Origin of the sequence: Ruegeria arenilitoris, assembly GCF_013035315.1 — a bacterium.
Lineage (GTDB): Bacteria > Pseudomonadota > Alphaproteobacteria > Rhodobacterales > Rhodobacteraceae > Ruegeria > Ruegeria arenilitoris_D.
Window position 1 is genome coordinate 768,452 of record NZ_WQHP01000001.1, and the last position, 22,494, is coordinate 790,945.

The 22,494-nt window shown below is 57.8% G+C and carries 20 protein-coding genes; 10 read left to right on the forward strand and 10 right to left on the reverse strand.

Translation table 11 applies throughout. The annotated features are described in order from the left end of the window. The first annotated feature begins 202 nt into the window (after positions 1-202). The 6 genes from GOV53_RS21420 to GOV53_RS03820 all read left to right on the forward strand — a co-directional run bounded on the left by GOV53_RS21420 (position 203) and on the right by GOV53_RS03820 (position 7,290). Positions 203-1,495 (forward strand): GMC oxidoreductase, encoded by a 1,293-nt coding sequence (locus GOV53_RS21420; RefSeq protein ID WP_170464350.1) that lies wholly within the window; start codon positions 203-205, stop codon positions 1,493-1,495. Then, complete coding sequence (locus GOV53_RS03800; protein WP_170464351.1) at positions 1,492-1,923, forward strand: hypothetical protein; 432 nt, start codon at positions 1,492-1,494, stop codon at positions 1,921-1,923. Before GOV53_RS21420 ends, GOV53_RS03800 begins: the two co-directional genes overlap by 4 nt. 126 nt (positions 1,924-2,049) lie before the next feature. Continuing rightward, positions 2,050-3,972 (forward strand): DUF3604 domain-containing protein, encoded by a 1,923-nt coding sequence (locus GOV53_RS03805; protein ID WP_170464352.1) that lies wholly within the window; start codon positions 2,050-2,052, stop codon positions 3,970-3,972. 33 nt (positions 3,973-4,005) lie between these two features. Then, a complete protein-coding gene (locus tag GOV53_RS03810) occupies positions 4,006-4,836 on the forward strand; it encodes a peptidyl-prolyl cis-trans isomerase (RefSeq protein ID WP_170464353.1) in 831 nt (276 codons plus the stop codon). Beyond that, the gene (locus tag GOV53_RS03815; RefSeq protein ID WP_170464354.1) at positions 4,833-5,834 is read left to right on the forward strand and encodes a HupE/UreJ family protein; all 1,002 of its coding nucleotides are present in this window, start codon (positions 4,833-4,835) and stop codon (positions 5,832-5,834) included. The genes GOV53_RS03810 and GOV53_RS03815 overlap by 4 nt, the downstream gene beginning before the upstream one ends. A gap of 118 nt (positions 5,835-5,952) precedes the next feature. Continuing rightward, a complete protein-coding gene (locus tag GOV53_RS03820) occupies positions 5,953-7,290 on the forward strand; it encodes a serine hydrolase domain-containing protein (protein WP_170464355.1) in 1,338 nt (445 codons plus the stop codon). 29 nt (positions 7,291-7,319) lie between these two features. Here the strand turns inward: GOV53_RS03820 and GOV53_RS03825 are convergent, their stop codons facing one another. From GOV53_RS03825 to GOV53_RS03835, 3 genes are all read right to left on the reverse strand, one after another. Next, complete coding sequence (locus tag GOV53_RS03825; RefSeq protein ID WP_170464356.1) at positions 7,320-8,099, reverse strand: hypothetical protein; 780 nt, start codon at positions 8,097-8,099, stop codon at positions 7,320-7,322. After that, a complete protein-coding gene (locus GOV53_RS03830) occupies positions 8,099-9,379 on the reverse strand; it encodes a hypothetical protein (RefSeq protein WP_170464357.1) in 1,281 nt (426 codons plus the stop codon). Before GOV53_RS03830 ends, GOV53_RS03825 begins: the two co-directional genes overlap by 1 nt. Positions 9,380-9,501: 122 nt before the next feature. Continuing rightward, on the reverse strand, positions 9,502-10,170 hold the full coding sequence (locus GOV53_RS03835; RefSeq protein WP_170464358.1) for a TetR/AcrR family transcriptional regulator: 669 nt from the start codon (positions 10,168-10,170) through the stop codon (positions 9,502-9,504). Between the two features lie 67 nt (positions 10,171-10,237). Between GOV53_RS03835 and GOV53_RS03840 the strand changes: the two genes are divergently transcribed. The 4 genes from GOV53_RS03840 to GOV53_RS03855 are packed head-to-tail and all read left to right on the forward strand — an operon-like array spanning position 10,238 to position 14,203. After that, the gene (locus tag GOV53_RS03840) at positions 10,238-11,593 is read left to right on the forward strand and encodes a flavin-containing monooxygenase (protein WP_170464359.1); all 1,356 of its coding nucleotides are present in this window, start codon (positions 10,238-10,240) and stop codon (positions 11,591-11,593) included. Further along, positions 11,590-12,504, forward strand: a complete 915-nt coding sequence (locus GOV53_RS03845) for a bile acid:sodium symporter family protein (protein WP_170464360.1) — start codon at positions 11,590-11,592, stop codon at positions 12,502-12,504. Before GOV53_RS03840 ends, GOV53_RS03845 begins: the two co-directional genes overlap by 4 nt. Continuing rightward, a complete protein-coding gene (locus GOV53_RS03850; protein WP_170464361.1) occupies positions 12,489-13,427 on the forward strand; it encodes an SDR family oxidoreductase in 939 nt (312 codons plus the stop codon). Before GOV53_RS03845 ends, GOV53_RS03850 begins: the two co-directional genes overlap by 16 nt. Next, complete coding sequence (locus GOV53_RS03855; RefSeq protein WP_170464362.1) at positions 13,424-14,203, forward strand: SDR family NAD(P)-dependent oxidoreductase; 780 nt, start codon at positions 13,424-13,426, stop codon at positions 14,201-14,203. The genes GOV53_RS03850 and GOV53_RS03855 overlap by 4 nt, the downstream gene beginning before the upstream one ends. A gap of 21 nt (positions 14,204-14,224) precedes the next feature. On the opposite strand, the gene GOV53_RS03860 is transcribed toward GOV53_RS03855, so the two are convergent. The 7 genes from GOV53_RS03860 to GOV53_RS03890 all read right to left on the reverse strand — a co-directional run bounded on the left by GOV53_RS03860 (position 14,225) and on the right by GOV53_RS03890 (position 22,486). Beyond that, on the reverse strand, positions 14,225-16,429 hold the full coding sequence (locus GOV53_RS03860) for a hybrid sensor histidine kinase/response regulator (protein ID WP_170464363.1): 2,205 nt from the start codon (positions 16,427-16,429) through the stop codon (positions 14,225-14,227). 3 nt (positions 16,430-16,432) lie between these two features. Then, the gene (locus tag GOV53_RS03865) at positions 16,433-17,602 is read right to left on the reverse strand and encodes an FIST N-terminal domain-containing protein (RefSeq protein ID WP_170464364.1); all 1,170 of its coding nucleotides are present in this window, start codon (positions 17,600-17,602) and stop codon (positions 16,433-16,435) included. A gap of 51 nt (positions 17,603-17,653) precedes the next feature. Beyond that, complete coding sequence (locus tag GOV53_RS03870; RefSeq protein ID WP_170464365.1) at positions 17,654-18,331, reverse strand: response regulator; 678 nt, start codon at positions 18,329-18,331, stop codon at positions 17,654-17,656. 93 nt (positions 18,332-18,424) lie between these two features. Then, positions 18,425-18,895, reverse strand: a complete 471-nt coding sequence (locus GOV53_RS03875; protein WP_170464366.1) for a putative molybdenum carrier protein — start codon at positions 18,893-18,895, stop codon at positions 18,425-18,427. 24 nt (positions 18,896-18,919) lie between these two features. Then, a complete protein-coding gene (locus tag GOV53_RS03880) occupies positions 18,920-19,354 on the reverse strand; it encodes a hypothetical protein (protein WP_170464367.1) in 435 nt (144 codons plus the stop codon). Beyond that, positions 19,344-21,416 (reverse strand): glycosyltransferase, encoded by a 2,073-nt coding sequence (locus GOV53_RS03885; protein ID WP_170464368.1) that lies wholly within the window; start codon positions 21,414-21,416, stop codon positions 19,344-19,346. Before GOV53_RS03885 ends, GOV53_RS03880 begins: the two co-directional genes overlap by 11 nt. Further along, positions 21,413-22,486 carry a glycosyltransferase gene (locus GOV53_RS03890; RefSeq protein ID WP_170464369.1) on the reverse strand — a complete coding sequence of 358 codons (1,074 nt, stop codon included), beginning with the start codon at positions 22,484-22,486 and terminating at the stop codon, positions 21,413-21,415. The genes GOV53_RS03885 and GOV53_RS03890 overlap by 4 nt, the downstream gene beginning before the upstream one ends. Between the last annotated feature and the right edge of the window lie 8 nt (positions 22,487-22,494).

Genomic DNA, 22,494 nt, shown 5'->3' on the forward strand with positions numbered 1-22,494 from the left:
TTCATGCCATACTCCGTCAAGAATTTTTCGATCGCTGTCCTCCGCTGTTTTGTTTTATGAGTAAAAAGGTGAACTAGTTGCCATGCGACGCGTATCCTTAGACGAAGCCAGTTCTCGCGAATGGGACGTCATAATTGCAGGATCAAGTTTCTCTGCGATGTTCTTTGGTCATGGGCTACCTAGGGACCTAAACGTACTAATTGTGGAAAAAGGCCTTAAATACACTCATTCAGACCAAGTCAAAAACGGGCCGGCGGTCCAAGAAACGATTACCCAGCGAAATACTTCCGGGCTGAAAAAAAACTGGCTCGCTTTCACTCTGCTGGGCGGCAATTCGAATTACTGGTGGGGCAATGTACCCAGGTTTCACCCGGATGATTTTGTTCTGAACAGCAAGTTTGGGGTCGGTTTGGATTGGCCCATTACTTACCAAGATCTCGAACCTTATTGGGAACGGGTGGAAGACATCATCGAAGTTGCCGGCGGTCAGTCACTGGATATTCTTCCACGCAGAAGGCCATTTCCCTATCCCGCACACACGCCTTCCAGAGCTGATTTAGCCCTACAAGAATCATCCCCTCTTTGGGTGCCCGCTTCAAATGCTACGTCGAACGGAGGGTCGCGCCCGACCTGTTGTGTAAACGGGGTATGCAGAACCTGCCCTATCGACTCCAAATTCACCGTTTTGAACGGCTTTGACAAACTCAATCACCCTGGATCACATTACCTCCTTGGCTCCGAAGTGAGGACCGTTGATATCGAAGGCGGGCACGCGCGCAGCGTTCGCGTCAAAGGCTCGGATGGCAAAGAAGCACGCCTGCGGGCCAGCACAATTGCGTTGGGTACCAACGCCATATTCAACGCAGCGATTTTGCAACGCTCAGATGTTCGCAATGATGCCCTGGGAAATTACCTACACGAGCAAGCTGTCGTGAAAGTCTTGGTGGACACCGCCAACATAAAGGCCTTTTTCGGAGGAACCTCGGAAACCGGCCTTGGTTATCATTTCTACCATGACATAGACCGCAGCACGGCAGCAGCAGCCTTGTTTGAAACTGTAAACGCGCCGGTCTCTGTCCGACAGGAACCCGGAAAATGGGCAAACCGCATTCATCTGCGTGTTGCGGTCGAAGACCTTCCGATTGCCGGTAACCGGGTTGTTTTGGAAAACTACGAACCAGTAATCGAATGGACCGGATACACAAGCTATGCCAAGCGTGGGGTCGAGCGCGCAATTGCAGGCCTGCCGGACATCATACCCGACAGAATTGAAAACCTTGAATCAACGGGTATTCTTCCTTCTGACGCCCATATTCAAGGCACCCACCGGATGGGCCTTTCCGCCCGAGACTCGGTTGTGGACGACAGGCTGCGTTTGCACTCCGCACCCAATGTGTTTGTGCTTGGGTCGGGTGCATTTCCGACCTGCTCTCCGGCCAATCCATCACTTACGCTTTCAGCACTCGCATTGCGCGCATCGGAGGTCGTCGGATGAAGCTGACACGCCGCAAAGTTATGGCCTTGGGAGTCGGTGCGGTTGGTGCCGGTCTCGCTTATCGTGGGCTGAAAGGACAAGGCATAGCCGGGCACGCGCTGGATGTCATCCGCGACGTCTATGGGCCGGACATTGCAGCCGATCCTGCCGCGTTTGAATTTTCGCAGGCCTATGAGGCATTTGTCCTGGAAAAAGGCGTGCAGGGTCGGATGCTGGATATGGGCTATTGGGCCGGTCTTCAGACCCTTCCCTATGTCAGCGACAAACTTAGCCGGATCAATGACAGCGTGATAGATAAATTCGCGACGTCGACCAATGTGATCCTTGCCACCGAACGAAACGTCCCGCTTGAGTTTGTGGCCCTGTTCTCCCCCTACGAAAACAGCTGTCAGAACCAATTGGGCGCGCTTGCCTATTCTGTCGCCTAGCGAAGCTGCGCGGGGCAAAGGCCGAGCCGACAAATAATCTGTACAAAATCCCACGCTTATACATTATAAGAAATGAATATACTAAAGTTGATATATACTTGCGACCGAACATCTGGGGAGGGTTCAATGCGCCGAATTTCAACCTGCTTGATTACATTAATGGTGCTGCCGACGTTGAGTTGGGCAGATGCCGTTCCCAGCCAAAAGGCAGCCGAAGGCACCTTTGCCGACCGCCCGTTTTCGCCTTATGCGAACCGATCCTTTCCTGAACGCCCGCTATGGGGTGACACTCATTTGCACACTGGCCTCTCGCTGGATGCGGGGGCCTTCGGCAACACGTTGCTTCCCGATGATGCCTGGCGATTTGCCAAGGGAGAGCAGGTGATCTCATCCACTGGTCAGCCCGTTCGGTTGGCGCGGCCCCTGGACTGGATGGTGCTGACGGACCATACCGACCTCATGGGCTTTGCCCCCGATCTGCAGGCCGGGAAACCCGGCGTGCTGGCCGATCCCAAAGGCCTGGAATGGTACGAAGGCTACAAAGCGGGTGGTGAGAATGCGGCCAAGGCAGCGTTTGACATTATCACCAACTTCTCGCAAATGACCCTGCCCGAGGTTTTGCTTGAATCCTACAGCCCCGGTGCCGATGCGTTTGCCTTTACGTGGGAGCAGATCGTTCTGGCCGCCGAGCGTCACAATGACCCCGGCAACTTTACTGCTTTCATCGGGTTCGAATGGACCTCGGTCCCCAAGGGTTTCAACCTGCACCGCAACGTGATGCTGCGCGACGGACCGATCCGTGCCTTGCAAGTCGTTCCGCCAGTGACCCAACCGCCTTATGGCGACACCGACCCCAAGGCGCTGTACGCTTGGCTTGAAGAATACGAGAACAAGACCGGCGGACGCGCAGTCGCCTTTGCCCATAACGGCAACCTGTCCAACGGCTGGATGTTCCCGACCGAAGACACCTATCACGGCGGTCAGGTGGATGAGGAATACGTTCAGACTCGCAACAAGTGGGAACCTCACTACGAAGTCACTCAGATTAAGGGCGACGGCGAGGCGCACCCCTTTCTCAGCCCCGATGATCCGTTCGCCGACTATGAGAACTGGGATGTCGGCAACCTTGATATCACCGAATTGAAAACCGACGACATGCTGGCCGGTGAATACGCGCGTGAGGCGCTGAAACGCGGTCTGGCGTTGGAAGAAAAGTTCGGCGTGAACCCTTATAAGTTCGGGATGGGCGGAGCGACCGACAGCCATACCTCGCTGGCCACTGCCGAAGAAGAGAACTATTTTGGTAAATCCGTCAGCGCCGAGCCGTCACCCACCCGAGTCCTGCACCCCTTTGTCGAAAGCGATCTGGGCGCGTTCGAAGGCCACACACTGGTGGCTTCGGGCTATACGGCGGTTTGGGCCACCGAGAACACCCGCTCGGCCATCTTCGATGCGTTCAAACGGCGCGAAACCTATGCCACCACCGGCCCACGGATTGGGCTGCGTTTCTTTGGCGGTTGGGATTTTCAGGACGATGACCTGCTGACGCGACTTGTTGCAGATGTGGGCTATACCAAAGGCGTGCCCATGGGCAGCGACATGCGTCCGCGCGAAGGCGACGGTGCTCCGACTTTCCTGATCGGTGCCTTGCGTGACCCGATCGGTGCCAATCTGGACCGCGTTCAGGTGGTCAAAGGCTGGCTGGATGCCGATGGCGCGCTGCAGGAGAAAGTGTTCAACGTTGCATGGTCCGACGACCGTGCGCTGGACGCAGATGGCAACCTGCCCGAGGTCGGCAACACCGTTGATCTGGAAACCGCCAGCTGGAGCAACACGATTGGCGCGTCCGAGCTGTTGACGGTCTGGACCGACCCCGAGTTTGATGCCAGCCAAAGGGCGTTCTACTATGTGCGGGTGCTGGAAATCCCAACGCCACGCTGGGTTCTGTACGACAAGTTGCGCTATGGACTTGAGCTGCCGCCAGAGGCGCAGTTGGTACATCAGGAACGCGCCTATTCCTCGCCCATCTGGTACACTCCTGAGAATTAATCGAACGGCAAATACTGGAAGTTCGGACCGCGTATGCGATTTTTGAAAGAACCTCTGTTCCATTTCATTCTGATGGGCATTGCAATCTTCTGTTGGTTTGCTTGGGTCTCGCCCGCCGAAGACCTGGCCGAAGAGCCTGACACGATCGCTATCGACGACAATGACGTGGCCTTGTTGAAGACGCGCTTTGAAGCCAGCTGGAATCGCCCGCCCACGGACAGTGAGCTGCAATCCCTCATCGCCGCAACGGTAAGAGAGGAAGTCCTCGTGCGCGAAGCCCGCAAGCTGGGTCTGGATCAGGGCGATCAGGTCATTCGCGCACGGCTATCGCAAAAGATGGACTTTCTGACCGAAGCAATCGCAGCGTCGGTCGAACCTGAACCCGAAGTTCTGCAAGCTTTTCTGGAGGATAACCCAGACCGTTTCACCACTTCGCCAAAGATCGCCTTCGACCAGGTGTATCTGGGCGAAAGTGCCGGGCCGGACGCCGTCGAAAGCGCAATCGAGGCTGCAAACGCCACCCAGAACTGGAGCGATATCGGCTGGACAACCTTGTTGCCCAAATCCATGCCTCTGACCACGTTGCGCGTGGTCGATGCCGGGTTTGGCGTGGGCTTCGCCTCAGCCCTGAACGACGTGGAACCGGGCAATTGGACCGGCCCGATCCGCTCTGCTTATGGCACCCATATCGTGCGCGTGACCGATAGACGCCCGCCCGAACTTCCTGAATTGGACGACATCCGTGAAACTGTCCTGCTGGAATGGCGTCGCGCAACGTCAGATGAGTTGGCACAAGCGCAATATGAAAGTCTGGCGTCGGGCTATCGGATCGAAACACCTCAGGCCGAGGTGACGCCGGAATGAGGCTTTTTCTGTGCCTGCCGCTGGCCCTCTGGTTGCTTTTCGCGGCACAGGCAAGCCACGGCCACGCGCTTGACCCCGGCTATTTGGACTTGAGGCAGCTGGCCGCCAATACGTGGCAGGTTCTGTGGCGAAAACCGGACGTGAACGGGCAACCGATGGATATCGACGCCGTACTGCCCAGCCAGTGCACCCAGTCCCGTGGACCAGACCCGCAATCCGATGGTTCAGCGTGGATTGCGACATGGGTCACCGAATGCAGCGGAGGTATTGCTGGACAAATCATCGCAATTGAGGGGTTGGAACGGCAACGCAATGACGTGTTGCTGCGCATTCAACCGCTCTCGGCCTCACCTGCGACCTTTAGGTTCACTCCAGGCAACCCCGCTTTGACCGTTCCCGAACGGCCTACGACCTGGTCGGTTCTTGGCAGCTATTTCCAACTTGGCTTTGAACACATCCTAGAAGGCTGGGATCACCTTCTGTTCGTCTTTGCGCTTTTCATTCTGGTACGCGACCCATGGCGGCTGGTCGGCGCAGTGACGGCGTTTACCGTCGCGCATTCCATCACGCTGGCTCTGGCAACGCTGGGCGTGCTGCACGTGCCCGGCCCGCCAGTCGAAGCCGTCATCGCCCTGTCGATCGTGTTTCTTGCGCTCGAGATACTCAAACACAAAGACGGCACCCTACGCCTGTCCGAGCAATACCCGTGGATTGTCTGCTTTTGCTTCGGGCTATTGCACGGCTTGGGATTTGCTGGCGCGCTGGCCGAGATCGGCGTGCCTTCGGATGACCTGTTTGCCGCGCTGCTAGCCTTCAATGTGGGCGTGGAAGCCGGACAGCTGCTGTTCATCGGCGCATTGTCGGCCGTGATCCTGACCTGGCGCTTTGTCCTGCCCACCGTTTCAAAGGCAATCACTCCGATTGTGATCCCAATGACCGGATACGCCATCGGCTGCGTGTCGATGTACTGGCTGGTGGAACGGGTCAGCGGTTTCTAAACGGCCCAAGATCGGATCTGTACGCAACGGAACGGTGGTAACCCGCAACCGAACTCCTTTTAATCAACCCCAAGTGAAACCTGAGGAGGAGACCGGTCTGGCCGGTTCGGGTAACTGAGTGATCGTCAAAGCATTAAAGATCGTCGCAGGCACATTGATTGTGGGTGTCGTTGCAATCGTGGGCTATCTGCTGATCGCCCCACCCGACCTGCTGAAGGTTGGAACGAACTATTCGGCCAAGATGGTCTGTTCCAACGTCTTCATCGCTGGCCGTGACCCGGACGAGGTTCTGAAGGTCGACGTGCAGGCACCGGGTCACCCCCTGCTCCGCCAGATTTCCATCGACGTGGACCGGGATCAGCAGGTGGTAACGGCGCGCATCTTCCGGTTCTTCGCGCCGGCCACCTCGCAATTCCGCGAAGGCTTGGGCTGTGCAAATGTCCATGACGCGACGCTTAGTGATGCATCCATTGCGGCGCTGCCGCCATTGTCCGACGCACTCTGGCCCGCAGGAAACAACGTCGCTGTTTCCCAGAACCCAGAGGCAGCCCGTATTCTGTCAGACCAGACGCTTGTTGGCGAAGGTTACCGCGCCGTTGTCGTCGTGAAGGACGGGCGCATCGTTGGCGAAACATATGCCGAAGGGTTCGATGAAAACACCCCGCTGCTGGGGTGGTCGATGACCAAAACCGTGACTGCCGGTCTGATTGGCACGTTGATCAAATCCGGCCAAGTGTCGCTGGATGATCCGCTGACGACCAGCTACCCCAATTGGGCAGGTGACCAGCGCTCGGACATAACGATCGCAGACATGCTGGCCATGGCCAGCGGCCTGCAGTGGAACGAAGGCTATGGCGACGTTTCGGACGTGACCAGAATGCTGTTTCTCACCGACGACATGGCAACGTTCGCCGCCGACCAACCGGCAGCCAGCGAAATTGGAACGGATTTCAACTATTCATCCGGAACGACGACCGCTCTGTCGCGAGTCTGGCAGGACAAGCTGGGCGATGGCAGTCTGGCCTATCCGCAACAAGCTCTGTTCGAGCCGCTGGGCATGACATCGGTCGTGCTTGAAACCGACGCGAAGGACAGCTTTGTCGGGTCCAGCTATATGTACGCCACCGCACGGGACTGGGCTCGGTTTGGGCAAATGCTGCTGCAGCAAGGCGAATGGAACGGGCAGCAAATCCTGCCCGAAGGCTTTACGGATTGGATGTTTGAACCTGTCGCCGTGTCGGATGGAGCGTATGCTCAAGGGCACCTGTGGCTGGAATCTCCGGGTGACTTGCCGCCTTACGAGGATGCCGTCTGGTTGCAGGGCCATGACGGGCAGTTTATCGGCGTCTTCCCCTCGGAAAACATGGTCGTGGTCCGACTGGGTCTGACCCCGTCCCGGCAGGGGTATTCCTCGCTGCCGCTGGCTGAGGAATTGATTGCGGCGTTCCAGAACTGATGTGAAAGGCCCACCTTCAGGGCCTTTATTCACTCCAGAATTTGCGTTGCGATACGGGTCTCTGTCAGTTCTTCTTCGACCAGAGCGTAGATTTGATCCGGCGGTGTGTTCAGTGAGTAAAGCATCAACGCCGGATCAACGCCCATGTCGATCAGATGCTGCATGGTTTCACCCTGCCCTTTCTGGATGCCCTCAACGGCAAAGACGACCGGGATCAGGCGCGGCTGGTCATAGTAGTGCTGATGCAACCCCACAATGCCCTGTAGCGATACCAGACGCTCGACCCCGCCTGCCAGAATGTACGGGCAAGCAGACATGCAAACCGCACCCTCCAGCACCGCCGAGGACAGGTCGGCTTCACGGATATGGCCGCCAATCAACAACGCCTCGGACACCTTGCCACCCGGGCTGTGCAGCGCCACCAGATCGGGTTGGTCTTGCATGCCGGACAAGTATGAACTGAACCGCTCGGCATCCCCGGTTTCGATCTGACCACTCACGAGCAGGACCCGCCCAAGATCATCGACCGCTTGTTCTCTGAACTCCAGTCGCGCTGGAAAATTCTGAGGCACCGGCACGTCTAGCGGGCGGTCCTGCGGGAATAGAGCAGGATCGGTGCGGTCGGTGCGGTACTCGCGACGTTGGTCCCCTGGTGAGATCGGCCCCGTCGGCAGTTCAACTGCGGGCCTGAATGGGTTTTGCACGACATCAACCACGTCCGACAGGATCAGGACGCCCGCAATACCTAACTGAAGAACCAGCACGTATCGCAGCCCCGTGCGCAGATCAACTTTGGACAGCAACCCCATCATGTTTCGCCTTTTTTCGGCGCTGCGCGATCAAGGATCGCCGCATCGGCAACGCCCATCGTCGCCTCGACATCTTTCATCGCGTTCATTGCGGCACGCAGGTCGGAAAGGGTCAGAGTGTCCTCGATACTCATACCATCCTTTCCGCTGCGAATAGCGGCCTGCGTGATCGCCAGAACGAATACCAGCACGGCGGGCAGCAGATCAATCGCGATGGCCCCAGCCCAGGACGGCACAAAGTTGTGGGCGTATTTGATCACAGCGTCGGCACTGGAGATTGGATTGTACGCCGTCTCAATCGGAGGTTCGATTTCCAGCACCTCTTCCGCCGCGTTCTGCAGGGTTTTGCCCCGCTGATCCAATGCATTCAGAACCGAATTGATGGTCGAGGACTGCGCGTCTCGGACCTCGGAACTACGCCCGTCAAGCTCGGGCAAAACGACCGACGAGGGCAAATCCTGCGCTGCCCGCGCCACAAGCGGCGCGACATTGTACTGGTTCAGGCGGGAAATCACCCCGGCCAGTTTGACGCTTTCCTCGGAAAACTGAACCGAGCGGCGGTCGACCGGACCAGGGGCCACGGTCAGCTCGCGCATAGTGGCAAGGATCTCATTGCCTTGCTGGAACGCGTCTTCGATCAAGGGTTGCTGATTGGCGATCTGCTCTTCCAGATTGCGTAGTTCCTCGGCCTTTTGGGTCAGAACTCGAAACACCGCGCCCCTTCCGGCCGTGCCCGACAAATCTCCGGATTGCTCAAGCTCGGCCAGCTCTTCAAAGCTCTGGCGCGCGCGTTCGACCTCGCGCCCCAAGGCCTGACCACTGAGCGCAATGTCATGGGCTTGCTCAAGTGCCGCCTGATAGTCGCGCACGGTGTTTTCAAGGTGCTGCTCAACTGCTGCCGCCCCGGCCAGTGCAGCGGCGTTCAGCCAACTGGACATCGCAATGATCGCGACCGAACCTACAATCGTGGAGATCGTCAAGCCAATGAACCCGCTGGCCGTGCGCATCGACGGCAAAAGGCGCAGCATGTAGCTCCAGAACACAAAGATACCGACAGAAACCGCGATGGAGTACGCGACGGCGGCGAAAAAGGTCACCGCGCCATTGTCCTCCAACAGGGACGAAACGCCGAGATAGGTGTAGATCCCCGATGCAATGGACAGAACGCCCAAGGCTGCGGGCGTGAACGTGTCCAGCCAGGCCAGATGGGCTTCAAGCTCTTTGGCCGTGCGCAGGCCCCTCGCCTCCTCCGCGGTCAGGCGGTCCTTTTTGTCTGTCATGTCACCCCACGCTCCAAATCATTAACAACAAGATAATAACGCATAGGTGTAATTGATATGGCTGGGCCCGTAACTTCAAGTTGAGGAGGCAGATTGGCAGCCAGGTAGCTAACCCAAGGCTCTCACTTGGCAGGCTCAAGAACACCTGCAAGTCCGGCCTGACAGAATTGCAGCAGGTTCTGGATTGCGTCCTCGGGGTCCGGTTGACCATCAGGTCCGGACAGCGCGGTGATCCGCCACTCAGACGTACACAGCGCCAGCATCGACGACACCGAAAACACCAGGGCTCCAGCAGCGCGTGCAGGATCGGCTTGGGGGTAGCGCGCGCATAACTTCTGAACGACCAGCGACGCGACTGGATCGAAATGGGTTTTCGCAAGCGCATGCCAACGCGCATCCGCGGATACGATCGCGACGATACGTGCATAGGCCAGCCATTGGCGATCCTTGCCAAACGCGCGGGTCAGAAGCGGTCGCATGAAGGCCGAAATTAGGTCCGCCGCATCCCATTCGCCCTGCGCGTCCAATTGCGCAATGGCCTGACGTCGTTCCTGAGACAATTCGCTGGCGCGACGCGCGACGATGCGCTCGAACAGTTCATCCTTGGGGCCACCGTGAAAGTTCACATTAGCCTTCTGAACCCGCGCCCGTTCGGCAATGTCGCGAATCGATGCACCTTCGAATCCCTGCTCGGCAAAGACGAGTTCCGCTGCGTCAAGAATACGCTCTCGCGCCGCGACGGATCGCTGCGAAGGTGCCCTTTTTCTTTCTTTTACAGCGTGTTGTGGCATTTCAAAAACCAGTTTGCCTTATTTCGAACGATCGTTCAAGATAAAAGCATTGCGGGAGGAGAGACGCATGGAACAGGTGCAAGTAGGAGCGGGCCAGCCGGTCACGGCGAAGGCTCGCCCGGAGGAGTGTTATGCTCTGATCGGAGCCGGACCGATGGGTCTGGCGATGGCAAAGACGCTTGTCGAGCAGGGAGTGCCATTTCAGGGATTTGAACTGGCAGATGATGTGGGTGGTCTGTGGAACATCGATGCACCACGGTCCACGATGTACGAGACCGCCCACCTCATTTCCTCGAAGAAGATGACGGAATTCACCGACTTCCCCATGCTGGAAGAAACGGCAGAGTACCCGTCGCATCGCGAATTGAAGACGTATTTCCGCGACTTCGCAAAGGCGTTCGACCTGTATGAACACTTTCACTTCGGTGCGGAGGTTCTGAGCACCACGCCGCTGGACGCAGGCGGCTGGGACGTGAAATGGCGTGACAAGGATGGCGCCGAGCATAGCCAAACCTTTGCCGGCGTTCTGATCGCCAATGGCACACTGTCCGAGCCGAACATGCCGCAGTTCGAAGGTGAATTCACAGGCGAGTTCATTCACGCATCGGACTACCGCTATCCAACGCAGTTCACGGGCAAGCGTGTGTTGGTCATCGGAGCCGGAAACTCGGGCTGTGATATCGCGGTTGACGCCATTCACCACGGGCAGTCTTGCGATATCTCGATGCGCCGCGGGTATTACTTTGTACCCAAATACGTTTTCGGTGTTCCGGCCGACACGATGGGCGGGAAAATCAAGCTGCCCATGTGGCTCAAGCGCAAGGTCGACGGAGCAATCCTGAAATGGTTCGTTGGTGACCCGCAGAAATATGGTTTCCCCAAGCCAGACTACGCCCTTTACGAATCCCACCCCGTGGTGAACTCGCTGATCCTGTTCCACGCCGGGCATGGCGATCTGAAGGTCCGCGCCGATGTGGAACGGTTCGAAGGCAAGACCGTGCATTTCCGCGATGGCAACAGTGCAGACTATGACATGGTTCTGGCAGCAACCGGCTATAAGCTGCATTATCCGTTCATCGACAAGGCCCATCTGAACTGGCAAGGCGACGCCCCGCATCTGTATCTGAACTGCATGCACCCAAATCGCGACGATCTGTTCGTTTTGGGCATGATCGAGGCCTCGGGCCTCGGCTGGCAGGGTCGCCATGAACAGGCCGAGATGGTCGCGCGCTACATCGCGGGACTGAAAACAGGCAACACGGCGGCCAAGGCTATCCAGGCGACCAAATCCGATAGGTTTGAACGCGCAACTGGCGGTATGAACTATATCGACCTGCCCCGCATGGCCTATTACGTCGACAAGGCGACCTATCGAGGGGAAGTCACCGGCCAGATCGCCGCCCTGAAAGCGGCCCAGTCATGAGCGGGATCGACGACGTCGCGCTGAACTTCGATGCCGGAAACCTGAAGCTTCTGAACGCAATCCTAGCGATCGTCATGTTCTCGATCGCACTGGATCTCCGGATGGATGATTTCCGGCGCATCGTGCGTGGCCCTAAACCGCTGCTGGTCGGGTTGGCCTCACAGTTTTTGGTTCTGCCTGCGATCACGTTCCTGATGCTTCTGGTTGTCAATCCGATGCCCTCGGTTGCGATGGGGTTGATCCTTGTTGCGGCCTGCCCCGGCGGGAACATCTCGAACTTTATGACCCACCGCGCGGGTGGGAATGTGGCGCTTTCAGTATCCATGACCGCCTTTGCCACCGTGGGCGCGATCCTGATCACGCCCGCCAATATTGCGCTGTGGGGCAACCTCTATGGACCGACACGCGAAATCTTACAACGGACCGAGATCGACCCAGTTGCAGTGGCCATTACGGTCGGCTTCATGCTGATCTTGCCGTTAATCCTGGGAATGTTGGTCAATGCGCGCTTTACCGCTTTTGCCGATAAAATTCGCCGCCCGATGCAATGGCTGTCCATGGCGATTTTCATAGCCTTTATTGTCGTCGCTCTGGCGGCAAATTGGGAGAACTTCCAACTGTTTGCCACCGGGATCATAGGGATCGTGATCCTGCATAACGCGCTGGCATTTATGGGGGGATACCTGACCGCTACTGCCGCAAACCTGTCCGAACGCGACCGCCGCTCGGTCACCATTGAGACCGGGATACAGAATTCGGGCCTTGGCTTGATTCTGATCTTTGCCTTTTTCGGCGGGCTCGGCGGCATGGCCGTTGCGGCAGCATTGTGGGGCATCTGGCACGCAATCTCGGGGCTGGCGCTGGCCGCCTTCTTCGCAAGACGAGAGGTCCCCGAATGCGCCACATCCTGATCACGGGAGCATCGGGTGCGGTGGGGTCCGCCCTGCTGCGTCGCCTGGGTGAACGTACCGACATCACCATCACCGCCACTGACATTTGCGAACCGGCAACCCTGCCTGCGAATGCTCGCTTCATAAAGATGGACGTCACTGGTAACGCGCCTCTGAATGTCATTCTTGACCTAACACCCGATACCATCGTGCATCTTGCATCGATCGTGACCCCTGGGCCGAATTCGACCAGAGAGCTGGAGTATCAGGTCGATGTCGAAGGCACACGAAACGTTCTGAACGCCGCGATCGCCGCAGGGGTGCGCCGCCTGGTGGTAACCTCTTCCGGAGCAGCTTACGGATACCATGCCGATAACCCTGTCCCGCTGCGAGAAACGGACGCGATACGCGGCAATCAAGAGTTCGCCTATTCCTGGCACAAGCGCCTGGTAGAAGAGATGCTGGCAGATGCCAGAGGATCCGCACCCGATCTGGAACAGGTCGTATTGCGCGTGGGTACGGTGTTGGGCCGGAAGGTCGAAAACCAGATAACCGCCCTTTTTAAAAAGCCGCGTCTTTTGGGGTTGAAAGGATCAGACAGTCCTTTCGTATTCATCTGGGACGAAGATCTGGCAGATATTCTCATGCGTGCTGCGACGGACGGCCCAGCCGGTGTTTTCAATGTTGCAGGCGACGGCGCGCTGAGCGTGTCTCAGATCGCCTCAGAGATGGGCAAAACGGTTCGCTGGCTGTCGCCCGGTTTGGTCAAGGCCGCATTGGCCATTGCCCGCCCCTTGCGTCTGTCACGCTATGGACCGGAACAGGTGCGGTTTCTTTTGTACCGCCCCGTTTTGAACAACACCGCGCTCAAAAGCGATTTCGGATATCGCCCCAGATTCACAAGTGCTGAGGCGTTCAAACACTGGTGGGAGACAGCCCAATGAAACCAACCGCGGTGATTACCGGAGGCGCAGGCGGATTGGGTCGCGCACTGTCGGCCGCTTTGCGGGAAACCGGCTGGCACACGGTCCTGATCGACCTGCCCGGCCCCGAACTGGACGCGCTTGCCGATCTGGAGGATGTCAGCACCTACGCCTGTGACCTGACAGATCCTGACCAATGCGCAGACACGTGTGACCGGATTCTAAACGCCTCGGGTTCGATTGATCTTGTCATCTACAACGCGGGCGTCTCGCAGATATCAGCCTTTTCCGAATGTGAGATGAGCGCGCACCGGAACCTGTTTGAAATCAACTACTTTGCTGCCGTGACCTGCGCGCAGCACTTTTTGAAAGCCGTTAGAGCAGCCAAGGGCACGCATCTGGCGATCTCATCCGTCGCAGGTTTTGCGCCGCTTATTCACCGCACTGCCTATGCTGCCAGCAAACATGCGATGGAAGGCTTTTTTAAGTCCCTTCGTGCCGAGGAGGCTGCGCACGGAGTGCGGGTCTCGATCGCGGCACCATCTTTCGTGGCGACCAATATCGGGCGACCCGAGGCGGCAGGCGACGGTTTTGTCCGGCCCGGCTCGGCCACGGACGGGATCGATTACATGGAACCAGAGGCGGCGGCGCAGGTGATCTTGCACGGCTTTCAGCAAGGCAAGGAATACATTCCGGTTGGACGCGTGGCGCGGATTGCCAACCTTTTGAACCGCGTGGCACCACGGTTTTATGTCCGGCAGATGATGCGGACAGTTGGCAAACAGCGCCCATCCTGAGCAACGCTCAGGCGCTAAGCGTCAATGAACCAAGGCCTCAAGTACAGATTTAAGCCGCTGCACATCAAGTGGCTTGTGCAGCAAGGGAAAGCCTGCATCCTTGCAAAACTGCTCTAACGCGGTCGAGCGGTCGGCTGAGATTATGCAACCCGGCAAGCGCCCGAACTCTTGGGCCAGTTGGGCAATGGCCTGTGTCCCCGTTTGGCCCTCGGCCAACTGTTCATCAGCAACGATGACATCGGGCAAGATACCTATCTCTTTCAGCAGACTTGAGGCCTCTTCCCTGCTGGCCGTTTCAAGAACCTGAACGCCCCACGTCTCCATCGTCATGCAAAGCGCACTGCGCAGACTGTCATCGCTTTCGATCAAAAGCGCGACCGTTCTTTGCAGCACATCGGGACACGAAAGTGCTGCCACTGCCCCCTCAGTCGGCGCAGTCAACTTCGGGCGCACCGTGGGAACCTCGACCGAGAATCCGGTCCCGCGCCCTGGTTCCGAGTGCAAATGGATCGGATGGTTCAGCAAACCACAGGCGCGTTCCACGATTGCAAGGCCCAGCCCCATCCCTTCGGCCGCGCTGGCGTCAGAGTGCAGCCGCTTAAACTCCTGAAAAACAACATCTCTCTGCTCTGGCGCAATACCGACGCCTGTGTCCCAAACCTGAATCGCAAGTTTCTGCCCCTTGCGCCGGACACCGACCAGAACCTTGCCGTGGTCTGTGTAGCGGATCGCATTCGACAACAGGTTTTGCAGGATGCGCCGCAGATAGCTGGCGTCACTTTTGACCACCGCGCTGGTGCTTACGAACCGCAAACCAAGTCCCTTGGCCTGAGCCACTGGTCCAAAGGCATCCTCCATCTGGGAAAACAACTCTGCGACCGGGATTGCAGACAGGTGCACCGACGCACGCCCCGAGTCCAGTTTCGAGATATCCAGAAGCGCTTCAAGAATATGTTCAACGCTGTTGAGCGCGCTTTCTGCCTTGGCCGCAACCGCATGTGCCTCGGCTGCGTCCAACCCGCTTCCCAAGGTCGAGACATAGAGTTTCGCCGCCGAAAGCGGTTGTAGCAGATCGTGGCTGGCAGCCGCCACGAACCTGGATTTCGATGCATTGGCACGCTCAGCATCGCTCAGCGCGTCAGCCAGCTCCATGGTGCGGGACGCGACGCGTTGTTCCAGCGATTCCTTAGCCTCGACCAAAGCCTGCGCGGCCTTTCTTTCGTCTGTGACATCCGTAAAGGAAATCACGAAACCACGATCGGGCATCTCCTGCGCAAAGACCGACAGGATCTTGACCCCTCCGCTGTGCATCTGGAATTGCAGCGGGGGACGTTCCGTTGAGCGGTTGACCCAGGCCAGCAAGTCCGCGTCGCTGACGCCGCCTTCGAAACGGATCGTGGCGCTCAGCCGATTGAACACCGTCTGAAACCGCGCGCCCATCTGAAATTGTGCATTGGGAATGGCAAGCAATGCGCTGGCGCGGTTGTTCCACCCCACCAGGCGCAGAGCGCTGTCAAAAATACAGACGCCCTGATCGATATGTTCCAGCGTTGCCCGGATCAACCGGGCCTTGTCGTCAAGGATACGATCCCTCTCTCGCCGCTCGACACGCATGATGTCAGACACGTCTGTCTGCAGGATTACGGTGCCGCCATCCGGGGTGCGATGCTCGGACACCTGCATCCAGCGATTGCCGCTGAGACGGACGTTAAAGACCACGTGATCGTCCGCATGACGGGCCAAGCGACGTTCGACCCAATCCTCGGGCGCGACCGCTTTGGGCAGAGACAGAAACTTCGACCGGCTCACCAGTTCTGCATAGTGCGAGAACCGCAATCCGGGAACCAATCGGGTCTTGATGTCAGGCATATGCAAACCAAACCGACTGTTGCACAACACCAGTTCATCATCCCGGTTGAACAGCGCAAAACCTTCTTGCACGGCCTCAATCGCGTTTGCCAGGTCTGCTCGTGCGGCCTCGGTTTCCTGATTTGCAAGCGCCAGACGTGCATTGGAGTCGTTCAGCAGTTCAAGAGCGCGCTCAAGTTCATCGGTCCGCGCACGAACCTCTTGCTCCAACATGGCGGCTCGCTGAAACTGCGCATAGGCCGCGCCCGAGGCATCGGTGGATTCCTCAACCCGCCGCATCAGGGCCGCGACGATCTTCAGCAGCTTCTCGTTTTGTCGGTCCAGCGGGTCATTGGGGTCGGTCAGGGATTCAATCATCGTCTACCCATCTTCCGGAGGATAGATCGCCACGCCCGTCAGCGTCTGGTTAACATGGATCGAATTGTATTGCTCGCCATATGTCGAAAACCCGACGACGTGGTTCTCGGACAGCAGGCGGGACAGCTCACCCGTCTTTTGCTTTTCCTGCGCTTCAAGGCGGCGGAGGATGCAATCGCAGCCTAGGATCGTGTCGGGACGTGCATCCTGCGTCAGCGCGGCTATCTCTCCCTGCAGATGCGAGACCATATCCCGAGGTTCCGCCAGCGTCAGAACCAACCCTTCGTCAATTGCCGAGAAAAATACCAGATCACCATTACCCGCGACTTGCTGAATGGCCCGCACGTGATGTTGACCACCGATTTGAACGACCAGCGGATGGGCGGCAAATGTAAAGGTCGTGAGTTGTTCCGGGTCTTTCCCAAGCAGACGCGCATATTCGCGCGCCGCGGGTTCGGCATTGATCTCTTGCACCACACGGTTTGCGGGGTCGGCTTTGGTCACAACCATACGCCGCCCGGTCGGCATCAGATGATCCGTCTTGAACACTTTGATCGGGCACCGCGTTCGGACCTGTGTCAAAATGGCGGCGTTCTGCAAAGCCTGCCCGTCGGTCAGAACATAGGTATTGCCAAAACGCGTTCCGTCCCCTGCCGACCCGCCAAACAATGGCACCGGCCCTAATCCAACGGCCAATTCCGAGGTCAGCAGATCCTCTTTCGTGGAAAGACCGTCGATCATCAGAAAAGAAAATTCATACCGCCAATCCGCCGCCGAAGTGGCCATGTCGTTGCGGTTGCGGATCATCTGGTCGATGATCTCTTGCGCCGAAAACGCGTCAAGGTCGGGCACTAGAAGCGTCCGTGCCTCGAAATGCGACGACGGCAAGCCAATGGCAACGATCTGGTCTTCGCTATAGCCGCAATCCGCAAGCTCTCCGGCCGTGGTGCATCCGATCACTGGGGTTGGAGCAAAGGCGTCGGCAGCATCGGCAATAACCTCGGCAGCATCTGCGCCGGGGCTGACGAACAGGATGACCAATGCCAAGGCATCATCACCAAGCGACCCGGCAAGCTTTGCAATTGCCTGATCCGTATCTCGATGAACAAAACCTGTTTTGACGATACCTGGCGCACGGGCTGCGGCTGTCGCCCACCCGACTGCTTGGTTCATCGTGCCCTCCTCCCTAAAGCGCGACGTTCCCTTAAGATATGGCGCTTACGCTCAGTCTTGCAAGACACTGTTCAGCGAGGCTTTGTTCGCCAGAAGCACCGCTTGCGTACGGCTTTGTACGCCGAGTTTGCGCATGATTGCGGTGACGTGCGCCTTGACCGTGGTTTCTGCGATCGAAAGGTCATAGGCGATCTGCTTGTTCAACTTGCCTTCGCAGATAAGCTGCAGGATGCGCGATTGCTGGGTTGTCAGGGTCGCCAAACGGTTCACGGCATCGCTTTGTTCTGTGTCTGCATCACCTTCGGTCAACACGTAGCCCTCAGGCACAAAGACAGTTCCTGCGTGGACGGCCTCGAAGGCTGTACGGAACACGTCGCGTTGGCTGTGTTTGGGCACATAGCCAGAGGCTCCGGCCTGAATGACCTGACTGATGACGCGATTGTCCGAGATGGACGACACCACAATAACCGGCGCGTCTGTTGCGGCCTTTACGCGTGCCAACCCCTCAAGCCCGTCAACATCGGGAAGGTTCAGGTCCAGCATAACAGCGTCTGGTCGCAACCCGTCGACCATCAGATCGATTGCCCGGCCCAACCTGTCGGCAGTGTGGATTTCGCCAATTTGCGCAACGCTTTGCAGTGTCATCGACAGGGCGTCGCAGAACAACGGGTGGTCATCAACGATCAGGACCTTGTCGAAATCGATCTCTCCGGCGGTATTTGCACGCATGAATTCTGGCCTTCGCAATCACGTGTCCCGACCCTATCAACCGAATGACGCTGCGCCTACTGGCGAAACGTCGTATATCTTCACGGTCCCCAATCAGCTGTTGGTGTCTATTGGAAAACGAACCTGCTGCAACACTGCAGTCACCTGTGCACCGATGCCCGGTGCTTCGCTTTCTCTTGGGCCCGCTATGTTCACTATGGTCGCCGGGTGTGACATGATCCACGAATTGATCTGGTCCGCACATACCCCGCCCCCCCGCCGCAAGTCGACCACCAGACAGGGCTTTCCGATTTCTTTCGCAAAATCAATGGTTAGTTGAGTTCCCGGACTGGTTGCACCGTCAACAAATACCAACAGTGCGTCGCAAGACTGCGCGTTTCGCTTTGTGCGCACAGCAACATCTTCGGACTGGGTTTCGGTCAGCCCCTTAAAGCGTTCCGGAATGCGGCCCGCCTCATTCAAACGTCCTTTCGGAACCCACCCACCATAGGAGATGCCGTTATCCAGCGCGTACTGCCATGCCGCCAGATCGACACCCGTTTGGCCACCGGTCACAATCTTCACCGAACCCTCCATAGTCAGTGGAGCTTAGCGCAGCATCCCGATTTCATGCCCGTTTATGATAATCGCCAGATCCCAGTACTTCCCGATTTCTTCCTCGGCGGCCTGCGCGGCGCTGGGGTCTTCGGGAATCCGTTCGACCCGAAATCCGAACCGTTCAAGCCCGCAATAGTCGACCCGGCTGAGGATGATCGGACATACGTCCCGCTCCAGCGCAGCTGCAGCTAACAGTCTTGCGACTGTGTACGGCGTCTCTGGCGGCTCTAGAATCCGGACGCCGATGTAGACCGGTCCGCCCTGCTCTCTTGGCCAGAGGTTTACAGCAGGCGCAAACCGCATCTGCGGGAATACGACCTTGCCCAAAGGCTGCGGGCTCTGATCGTCATTCATAAGATCGTCCAACGACACGGGTTTGTTTGGCGACGCGCGACTGAGGATTTCGAACCAAATGCTATCCTTCATTTTTGGCCCCCAATCCGGTCAGCAGGGCAGCCGCCTTTGACGCCCCTGTTTTAGGCAGCTTGAACGCGTTCAACGCGTTTCGGTAGAACGCAGTTCCGTCATGATCCAAACAGTCTGTCACTGTACGCTCAAGCTTCATGAATTCCCGCTCGGTAATCACGGCACACAGATCGCGGTCGGCCATTGCCCTCGAGCGGCGTTCCTGATCATCCAGATACGGCGCCGATTGCGGGATAAAGATCGCAGGAATCCGGTGGTAAAGCATCTCGAGGACCGAGTTATACCCCGCCGCAGAAATAACCAGATCAGCAACAAGGCACAGCTTGGTCGCCTCAAGCGTCTGAACCACATGGGTATTCTTCCAGCCGAACGCCGCCGGTTGAACCGTACTTCCGGGCCAGGTCACGACCAGATGCAGGCAATCACTTCGCGCCTCGATCATGCTTGATATCGCCTGCAACTGCGCCGAGCGGTCCGAAGCGACGCCACCGCCCAGCATACTGACCACCAGTTGCTTGAAACTCCGGCCGAACCGTTCAGCCAACCGGGCCCTGAGCTTTTCTTTGTCGTCCGAGGACTGCTCCACCTGACGCACGATCGGACCGACATAATGCACGTGATCACCAAAACTGTAGGCGTCGTTCAGTTCCTCAAACGCCTCGGACGGTACGATTACGCGGTCAAACACCCCTTCGCGGCGCAGCATGGTTTGTCGCGAGCGGCCTTCGGGCCACAACCCGCGCCGGATCCAAGCCGCCGACAGACTGCGCTCGCGGATCACGCGATAAACGGAGTCGAAGACATAGCCCCCATCAAAAACCAGTGTGTCGTTGTCTCGCAAAGCGGCGCTCAGTCGACGATAGGTCAGCACGTCATTGCCGTCGGCACTGGTCTTTGTGTCGATGCGCTGAACCAGCGGAATGCAATCAATGCCTTCACGGCGCACCAGCGGCACACAGCTTGGAAAGGCCGCAAACATTTTCGGTGCGGCCTCGGGCATCTCGCGCGCCATGACCGCGCACCGCTGGGCATGCCCCAACCCGACCCCGTTTGTTGGAAAGAACAGTGTTTTTGCCTCGGCTCGCGCAGGTTTGCGCTGTTTGGGTCTTAGGCCAGCAGCCGTTTCCAAACGAGAGATATCTACCGTATGCATCCACTGCGACTTGGCGGCCTGTTCGGCGATGTGCGCGACATTGCCGATGACCTGGCCCGTCAGATACCCGTCTAAAGCAAAGGGTGTCTTTGGCCCCAGAAGCGCAGGCGCACCTGACGCCATCAGTGCTTCGTCCTCGGTGCAGTCAATTACCACGCCCCCCGTGGCGATCAGCTCAACCGCAAAGGCAGCCATGCGCACACCAGCAATACCTTTGCCGAACAACGCCAGAATATCTGTGGATTTGGCCAGGCTCAGCGGAGAGAGCCCGGTATACATATAGGTGGACAGATCGTGAAACGGCGAGGCTTTGATGGCTTCGTTCTGAGCCCCGCTGACAATCAGCTTGAGGTTATAGCCACCCTGGCTGCTCATCCTTGAAAAGCATGACAGCGTCTCGGGGTTGTCCAGCTCCATCGAACCCAAAACAACGGTTACATTTGGCAAGGCCCTGCCAGGACGTCGGGAGGGTGACCGTATATCTGAGACCAGAGGGCTTGCCGTCGCTGCCAGCATCGGACGCGGCTGAAAATCGGTCAGGTCCATCACCCGAACTTCGCGCCCCAACGCATAAGCCAGACGTGCCTTGGCAGCGACATAGCTTTGCTGGGTCGGAAACCGTCCAGTCGCGATCACCGGAACGCTTGGATCCAGTTCTTTCTTTCGCAACGACGCAAGAAGCTGATCGTCGATCTCTTCCGCGCCCAGAACGAACACTGTCTGCGCTTTATGCTCTTCGGGATCGGCCAGAAACTTGGACGCCTCATAGAACCTGCCGCGGCCCGGGTCTTCGGGAAAATACTCGGAATCAATACAGACATTGAAGCCACGCGCCGCGAGCTGTTCAGCAAAGATCAGCTGCGCATCAAAGGACCGTAGAGAACGCGTGCCAGCTTCGACGTAAATCATGCATGCACCCCGCTGTCGGCAGACAGAATGCCGGACAGCATCGTCTTGAAATTCTCTGCAGAATAAGCCTTGAGCGCCGCCTGCGACTTGGCCACCTGGTCATGGTACTTGTTCGGATGGGCGACCAGATCCGCGATGATTTTGTTCACTCCGGCCGGTTCACAGGTCAGAACCGCATCTCCAAAAGTGGCCCCGGTGTCGGGGTTGGTCAGAACCACCTTGCCCGCGGCAATCGCCTCGGCCACGACCCGGCCAAAGCTTTCCTGCCAGGTCGGCGCTGTGAAATATACGAAAAAGTCAATCATTCCAAAGAACTCTTCCACACTTATGGCGTCGAAGGGAAGCAACTTCCAATGCGCGCGCAGAACACGGGCATTCAACAAAGCATCCGCCCCAAGGATGACATTGCACTGAGAATGTGGCGGAAAACAGTTTTCCAGATCGGCAATTGCCGGAAATTTCTCGAACCCCGGACGTGAATGGCGTCCGCGGCGATCCTGTGGGTTTTCGCAAGGGCCGCGCATGTCGGACTGACAGATGTTGAACCAGTCCGTGTCCAGAACATCCCACAGCCGCGCCACGCGGGATGTGTCCAGCCATTCTGTGACAGTGCGTCGGTTATAAGGTGAGATGGGCGCCAGGGTTTTTCTCAGCGAAATCGTCGAGGCCTCAATCTGGTTGAGGCAGGCCGCAACATCGAACCCTTCGGCCCCGCCCGGTCGCAGGAAATTCTCATGCGTGATCACGTGTAGATCCCGGGCAATGATCCTGGTGTTCAGCGTGTCCTGATGTTTGAGAAAGGACGGGTTGTGCAGAAACACGAAATCCGCGCTGATCCGTGGCGCATCCCAGATCAGCGGAATATTCAGCTCGTCCAGCATCCGCCGCAAAACCGGCGAGACATGTTGATTGTCACCAAAAGTCCGGGACGTGATCGCATGTACGACCACTTGCCCGAATTGGGCGGCAACCGGCAGTTCAGCGGCTACAGCGGCCGACGTTCCGCCCGAAAAACGCGGTTCGATCACATAGGCGATCTTAGGTGTGTTCGATCGCCCAACGGCTTGCATTTCGGACA

What these genes read in the sequence shown, in the direction of transcription:
- GOV53_RS03800 (WP_170464351.1), top strand. Translation starts at nt 1,492, where the DNA reads ATGAAGCTGACACGCCGCAAAGTTATGGCCTTGGGAGTCGGTGCGGTT.
- GOV53_RS03805 (WP_170464352.1), top strand. Translation starts at nt 2,050, where the DNA reads ATGCGCCGAATTTCAACCTGCTTGATTACATTAATGGTGCTGCCGACG.
- GOV53_RS03810 (WP_170464353.1), top strand. Translation starts at nt 4,006, where the DNA reads ATGCGATTTTTGAAAGAACCTCTGTTCCATTTCATTCTGATGGGCATT.
- GOV53_RS03815 (WP_170464354.1), top strand. Translation starts at nt 4,833, where the DNA reads ATGAGGCTTTTTCTGTGCCTGCCGCTGGCCCTCTGGTTGCTTTTCGCG.
- GOV53_RS03825 (WP_170464356.1), bottom strand. Translation starts at nt 8,099, where the DNA reads ATGGGGTTGCTGTCCAAAGTTGATCTGCGCACGGGGCTGCGATACGTG.
- GOV53_RS03830 (WP_170464357.1), bottom strand. Translation starts at nt 9,379, where the DNA reads ATGACAGACAAAAAGGACCGCCTGACCGCGGAGGAGGCGAGGGGCCTG.
- GOV53_RS03835 (WP_170464358.1), bottom strand. Translation starts at nt 10,170, where the DNA reads ATGCCACAACACGCTGTAAAAGAAAGAAAAAGGGCACCTTCGCAGCGA.
- GOV53_RS03840 (WP_170464359.1), top strand. Translation starts at nt 10,238, where the DNA reads ATGGAACAGGTGCAAGTAGGAGCGGGCCAGCCGGTCACGGCGAAGGCT.
- GOV53_RS03845 (WP_170464360.1), top strand. Translation starts at nt 11,590, where the DNA reads ATGAGCGGGATCGACGACGTCGCGCTGAACTTCGATGCCGGAAACCTG.
- GOV53_RS03850 (WP_170464361.1), top strand. Translation starts at nt 12,489, where the DNA reads ATGCGCCACATCCTGATCACGGGAGCATCGGGTGCGGTGGGGTCCGCC.
- GOV53_RS03855 (WP_170464362.1), top strand. Translation starts at nt 13,424, where the DNA reads ATGAAACCAACCGCGGTGATTACCGGAGGCGCAGGCGGATTGGGTCGC.
- GOV53_RS03860 (WP_170464363.1), bottom strand. Translation starts at nt 16,429, where the DNA reads ATGATTGAATCCCTGACCGACCCCAATGACCCGCTGGACCGACAAAAC.
- GOV53_RS03865 (WP_170464364.1), bottom strand. Translation starts at nt 17,602, where the DNA reads ATGAACCAAGCAGTCGGGTGGGCGACAGCCGCAGCCCGTGCGCCAGGT.
- GOV53_RS03870 (WP_170464365.1), bottom strand. Translation starts at nt 18,331, where the DNA reads ATGCGTGCAAATACCGCCGGAGAGATCGATTTCGACAAGGTCCTGATC.
- GOV53_RS03880 (WP_170464367.1), bottom strand. Translation starts at nt 19,354, where the DNA reads ATGAAGGATAGCATTTGGTTCGAAATCCTCAGTCGCGCGTCGCCAAAC.
- GOV53_RS03885 (WP_170464368.1), bottom strand. Translation starts at nt 21,416, where the DNA reads ATGATTTACGTCGAAGCTGGCACGCGTTCTCTACGGTCCTTTGATGCG.
- GOV53_RS03890 (WP_170464369.1), bottom strand. Translation starts at nt 22,486, where the DNA reads ATGCAAGCCGTTGGGCGATCGAACACACCTAAGATCGCCTATGTGATC.